This is a genomic window from Pseudomonas sp. SG-MS2 (genome assembly GCF_009933855.1).
GTDB lineage: Bacteria > Pseudomonadota > Gammaproteobacteria > Pseudomonadales > Pseudomonadaceae > Aquipseudomonas > Aquipseudomonas putida_E.
Genome location: NZ_MOMO01000112.1, coordinates 1 through 4,813, shown reverse-complemented (window position 1 = coordinate 4,813; position 4,813 = coordinate 1). Strand labels below are relative to the sequence as shown.

Genomic DNA, 4,813 nt, shown 5'->3' with positions numbered 1-4,813 from the left:
GCCGTGTGCGATGCGCTGTTCTACGAGATGCTGCTCGCCCTGGGCGCAGACAAGCGACGGGCTGGCTTGATGTACGCCGGTCTGCGGGTCGGCGGTGAGGCGCGCTATGCGGCGTGCAAAGGTGGGGTGAAGGATGAGGATATGGCTTGGGCGCTGATGGCAGAGGATGAACGAAACGGCTGGCCAGGCGGCGGCGCCCTTGTGGGAGCCGAGTCGCCATAAACCATAGTGCAGGCCACGTATTCCGTGGCTTTGCCTGTGGGAGCGGGCACAAGGCTGGGGCCGTTTACTCGCGCCGGTATGATGTTTAAAGAAAAGCCTCCAAAGAGGCCTTTCCTGAATTTTCAGATTAGAGAATAAAGTCCCACTCTCCTGCCCGCTGCGTGTTGGCGCTCATCTCGATAGACCCCACCATCGAGTTGGCAACCTCTTGCAGACTCATCCCGTCCTGCATTTGCCCGGTCCAGTACGCCCTGCCTTCTGCATCGGTGTCCCGGTTGAACAGGCCGCGATACAACACCTCAAGATCGTTACCTATATCGTTGGTGAAGCCATGGCCCGCCGCGAAACTTTCTGATGAAGCAATCATGTTAAGGGCGATCTGTCCTAGGCTCTGGCTACCACTGCTCTGCTGCTGGCCCCAGTACTCGAAACCGCCGAGGTCGGCCTGGCGGCCAAGGATGTTATGGTACAGGCCGGCGATCAGACCCAGTTCCGAGCGCGACTCGACGCCAAGGTTGCCGTCGCTAAACTGCAGGCTCTCTGCGTTGATCAACGTGGTCTGTTGCGAGGGGTCATCGACACGGGTGACCACCACGCTGCCGTCGCGCTGCTCGATCACATAGTCCGAGCGTGCGCCACTGAAGGCCAGCGTATCGGCACCCGAACCACCATGTATCAGGCTGGAACTGGCCGAGGCACCCGGCGCCGCAGCATTGACCGCGATGGTGTCATTGCCGCCGCCGGCGTAAACCTGGCTGCCGCTGTTACCGGTTAGCACGAAGGTCTGGCTCTCGGCATCCCCACTGAGCATTTGCCCCGGCTGGGAGCCGATCACCGTCACCGCGCCAACCACCGAGGCGAAGTCGACATTGTTCAGCTGAAGGGTGCTGCTGGCCGGCAGGGAAGAGGCATCGATGACCAGTGCAGTGTGCTGATTGGCGTCGATCGAGCCATTGATCACCAGCGGTGCCGAAGGCGCGGCGTTGCTGCTGGCTAACGGCGTCAAGGTTTGCACCAGCAGCGCTGAGTCACCGGACAGGCCTGCGAGGAAGGCAGAACCATTACTGGTCAGGTGCTCCTGGTCGTGACTGTTGTTGACAGCGCTGACCGCCTTGATCGACTCGATCAGGTTCGCCAGCGAATTCGCGGCGGTGCTGACATTGCCGCCCTGGGCTTTCAGGCCGAAACCGATCGGCAACTGTGCTGAAAGCAGCAGCGCGTTTCCGGTCTGCACCAGCGGAATATCCGCAACGTTGGCGGCGCCGGTTTGCTCGGTACGACCGGAAGTGATCACAGGGATATCGACCTGCCGGCCAAGATCGCCATTCGGCAGCCATGCATCCAAATAGGTAACGTTAACACCGTCCACTTCAACGGTCGGGTTAACGACAGTCGGCTTGGCCTTCAGGTCGTAAACTGTCTTGACAGCGGTGCCGGTTTCATCAGTGACGCTCACCTCGATGCTGGCATCGCCTTCCCGCGTTGCGATGAAGGTCGCATTGGCCAATGCTGCGTTGAGCACATCCGCCGTAGCGGTCTTGGACCAGACACTACCGACCTTGGTCCAGCCGCTGAGGCCACCGATCTGCCCGTTCACGGCAGTCAGGCTGACCGTTAGCTCGGTGGCATCTACATCCTGCACGGTGAAGTTGGCTAAGGTTGCTGGAGTGCCAACGGTGACCGCCTCGCGCGACACAGGTACGCCCTGGATTGTCGGGAGGTCGTTTGTGCCCGAGATCACCAGCTGCAGCGTAGTTTGCTCGGTTCCGCCATTGCCGTCGTCGGCAACAAGCGTGTACTCCAAGAGCAGCTGTTCGCCCGCTTTCAGGTAGCGGAAGGCTTCATTGCCGGAGTCGAATGTCCAGGTCAGGCTGCCTTCTACCTTCGTACCATCAAGCACCGGCGTCGGCGACAGGGTCATCATCCCCAGCAGGTCGCTGTCGGAAGGCTGAAGGCTGTTGGACGTCATGATCGCCCCGCTACTGTCTTTCTGCACGGCCGTGAGCGCCGTTGCGGTAACGGTGACGATGTCGCTGTCTTCGTCGGAAACCACCAGGATGTTGCTCGACGTCAGGCTAGCTCCACCTTGCTTGAGGGTGTAGGCTGATGACAGCTCAGCAGAGTATTGCATTGCACGCGGGATCATTTCGGTGACCCAGGCATCCGTGCTGGCGGCACCGGTAGTCACATCCTGCAGATACTGAGGCGCGTCGACCTGGAAGCCCGTCCCGGCGATACCGGCGCCGTAGTAATCAAAGCCAAGGAAAATGACGGTCCCGGCGCCATACGAAATCACCGCGACAGTTGCGTCATCGTCCGTGCCATAGATGGCCTTGAAATTGGCAACCGTGCCTTTGCCAATAGAGTCAGTCGCAGACAGGTTGTTCAAGATTGCCGGACCACCGTCAAAAGGTGTTCCGGCTGCATTTGCGCTATTGAGGCTCCAGCTTGCCCCGCTTTTGGTCGTGAGATCCCAGCCGAATACGGTATTCAGGAATTGGGTATCAGGCGCACCAGACGTACCGGTCATCATGATCACGCCGCCGCTGCCCACCCAGCTTTCGAGGGCATCTTTGGCAGAGTCTGGCAGAAACGCAGCCGAGCTCGGATTCCCGTTCTCCATGTCGGTCATGAAGAAAAAGCCGCTGCTTGCCAGTTTGGTCGCGAAGTCAGGATCGGTGAAACTCTGGATCGAGGTATCCAGACTGTAGTTGCCGCCGTTGTTGATGACCGATTTGATGATGCTCGCCAAGTTGGCGTTTTCGGTTTCATCACTGGGGTTAGCATCCGAACCATTGAGGTCCGGCTGGCTGAAAACGGAAACCTTGGTAGTGGTTTTTACAGCTGCGAATTTGGGTGCGGTGTTGGATGACAAGGGGAGACCTGCTTCTTAAAAAGTGGAGTTCAACCCTGCCTCCCCACCTGTATCAATAGAAAGTTCAGCGAACATCGAGAGGGTGAGCCGAACTGAAGGCATCACCGTCTAGATACTCGTATCCACCTATAAAAGCAAGTGGCCATCATTGGGCTTACTGTCTACCTCATCCTCTCTCTATTGCTGATCGGTCGAGCGCGAGGTGGCCGCACGTGCTGCCATGGTGTTCTCCGACCTACTCGCACGGACTGAGGCTCGAGCGGGAGAGCTGGCGAAAGCTTATGACCGTGCCCGAATAGCCGGCCTGGCCTGCGAAGCATCCTATAATGCGCTGATCAACTGATCGGAGCAGGGTGGTGGGGAAGCGCACTTTTATTGGGCTGGTGGAAGCGGGTGAGCCGCTGATCAAGCAGGCTATCGATGCTATGCGGGAGTATCACGAAGCGGAGGCCGCCGGCTTGCCTTCGAGTGAAGTTCAGCGGTTGCGCTTACTGGCGGATTCGCTACACCAAGCGGTTATCGATTACCAGTTAATCCAAGCAGGACGGGCACCGTCTACCATTCAGTGATGGCCGCCTCAGAATGGAGCTCCGATGAAGTGTAAGCCGCCGATCCTCTACCCCGATCACCCCATGTACACCAACGCCGTACAGGCATGGAGGCGTTACCATGAGGCCCAGGCCTCGGGTGAGCCAGCGGAAGAGCTGGAGCGTCTGCGCATAATCGCCGAGGCGCAGTACCAGGCGGTCACCGACTACCAACTTCGTGCTATGGCCGCGGCTCGCGGTAAAGAGCTGCCACCCCTCCATTAGGTCCGCTGATCGGCAATTGCCCGCAAGGCGCCTGCTCTATACGATGCTGTGTTTTTATACAGTATCGGTGCCCCATGTACTTCCTCCTCGTTCGACGCCGCGAGAATGGCGTGGCTATCCCCTCTGATCGCCTCAGGAAGATCAAGCCCCTGCGGGCTGACATCCATATTGGTGACCATCACAGCGAAGTGCTGGGCCGAGTCGCGACCCAAGCGTGGGTGTTCAACCCGACACCCGGGCCGGACATCATCTCGCGCTTGCTCGATGCCAAAGTCAACGGCATGGCCCAGCTCGGTATGAACATCAATGGGGTGGAGGAGATCGACGGCGTGATCTATGCGCAGTCGTGGTGGTGCAGGACTGAATGATGGCCGAACTACCACGAGCCTGGCTGGCTGAGCTTGATAACCGGTTTGCCCTCGTCACGGACCCCGACGGACGCGCGGCCGTGCTCAGCGAGATGGCATTCGCTGCGCGCCGGCGCCGGGAAGTTGATGATGGGTGCCTGTGCGACATGCTCGAGCTTGCCGAGGCGGCAAGGGTGTGGGCTCTGATTGAGCACGAGGAAGCTTGGGCCATTGGTCTCTTTGGAGAGTCCGAAGCTGACCAAAAGGCGGGTACCAGGTGATCAAGGGGGCCGGCAAGCCGCCCATTTTGCGAGTAGCTATATAAAGGAATGGAATCGGTCGGTAGAACGTCGGAGAGGACCGGCAGGAAGCGTGGGACAATTCTGGGACATCGAATGTCCCAAATGATAATGTATAAATATACAGATTCATTATTGAAAACCCTTTCAATACAAGGGCTTGAGCTATTTAGGTCAACAAAGTAGCACGTTGATACCGGATTGCAAATCCGTCTACGCCGGTTCGATTCCGACCTCGGCCTCCACATTCGAAAGCCC

At 58.6% G+C, this 4,813-nt stretch carries 6 protein-coding genes and 1 pseudogene; 6 read left to right on the top strand and 1 reads right to left on the bottom strand.

Annotation, left to right across the window (positions count from 1 at the left end; all coding sequences use genetic code 11):
• Window positions 1–222, top strand: a 222-nt coding sequence (locus BLX42_RS09010) for a hypothetical protein (protein WP_161871618.1), incomplete at its 5' end; no start/stop codon positions are given.
• A 127-nt stretch (window positions 223–349) separates the two neighbouring features.
• Here BLX42_RS09010 and BLX42_RS09005 read toward each other — a convergent pair.
• On the bottom strand, window positions 350–3,097 hold the full coding sequence (locus BLX42_RS09005) for a DUF4214 domain-containing protein (RefSeq protein ID WP_161871617.1): 2,748 nt from the start codon (window positions 3,095–3,097) through the stop codon (window positions 350–352).
• Between the two features lie 199 nt (window positions 3,098–3,296).
• Here BLX42_RS09005 and BLX42_RS09000 point away from each other — a divergent pair.
• From BLX42_RS09000 to BLX42_RS08985, 5 genes and pseudogenes are all read left to right on the top strand, one after another.
• Window positions 3,297–3,440, top strand: a pseudogene (locus BLX42_RS09000) (DUF2514 family protein); the annotation flags it as partial.
• A gap of 13 nt (window positions 3,441–3,453) precedes the next feature.
• On the top strand, window positions 3,454–3,666 hold the full coding sequence (locus BLX42_RS26845) for a hypothetical protein (protein ID WP_256671951.1): 213 nt from the start codon (window positions 3,454–3,456) through the stop codon (window positions 3,664–3,666).
• A 24-nt stretch (window positions 3,667–3,690) separates the two neighbouring features.
• Entirely contained in the window at window positions 3,691–3,909 is a 219-nt protein-coding gene (locus tag BLX42_RS08995; RefSeq protein WP_161871616.1) for a hypothetical protein, read from the top strand.
• A gap of 74 nt (window positions 3,910–3,983) precedes the next feature.
• Window positions 3,984–4,277: a hypothetical protein gene (locus BLX42_RS08990; protein WP_161871615.1), complete on the top strand. Its 294-nt coding sequence runs from the start codon at window positions 3,984–3,986 to the stop codon at window positions 4,275–4,277.
• Window positions 4,274–4,537: a hypothetical protein gene (locus BLX42_RS08985; protein ID WP_161871614.1), complete on the top strand. Its 264-nt coding sequence runs from the start codon at window positions 4,274–4,276 to the stop codon at window positions 4,535–4,537. Before BLX42_RS08990 ends, BLX42_RS08985 begins: the two co-directional genes overlap by 4 nt.
• Window positions 4,538–4,813 lie beyond the last annotated feature (276 nt).

What these genes read in the sequence shown, in the direction of transcription:
- BLX42_RS08995 (WP_161871616.1), top strand. Translation starts at nt 3,691, where the DNA reads ATGAAGTGTAAGCCGCCGATCCTCTACCCCGATCACCCCATGTACACC.
- BLX42_RS08990 (WP_161871615.1), top strand. Translation starts at nt 3,984, where the DNA reads ATGTACTTCCTCCTCGTTCGACGCCGCGAGAATGGCGTGGCTATCCCC.
- BLX42_RS08985 (WP_161871614.1), top strand. Translation starts at nt 4,274, where the DNA reads ATGATGGCCGAACTACCACGAGCCTGGCTGGCTGAGCTTGATAACCGG.